Raw genomic sequence first — 253 nt, 5'->3', positions numbered from 1 at the left:
GTCTCGCTTAGTTGAAATACATCGTTTGCCAGGTCATCTATGACCTCGAATGCATCGCTGGTGTGGTCAAAGGCCGCCTTACGGATTTTGGAGCTTATCTCGATCAGTCGCCGCTTTATTGCCTGTTCTACCAGAATGTGGGCATGGTACACAATATTGGCGGAGGAATTTACCATGGAGGTCAGCTTCATCACAAAAGCGGGACCTCCTGCCATTTCAAGTTTACCTGTTTGCCTTAGTTGCTGAGTTACTG

Annotated in this window: 1 protein-coding gene; it reads right to left on the bottom strand. The window is 47.8% G+C overall.

Features of this window, described 5'->3' with window-relative positions:
- On the bottom strand, nt 1–253 hold a 253-nt coding region (locus Q0954_RS34815), incomplete at both ends, for a DnaB-like helicase N-terminal domain-containing protein (protein WP_299466906.1).

Origin of the sequence: uncultured Microscilla sp., from assembly GCF_947493425.1 — a bacterium.
Classification (GTDB): domain Bacteria; phylum Bacteroidota; class Bacteroidia; order Cytophagales; family Microscillaceae; genus Microscilla.
Note: the sequence above shows the minus strand (reverse complement) of the source record. Positions and strands in the feature narration are given on the sequence as shown.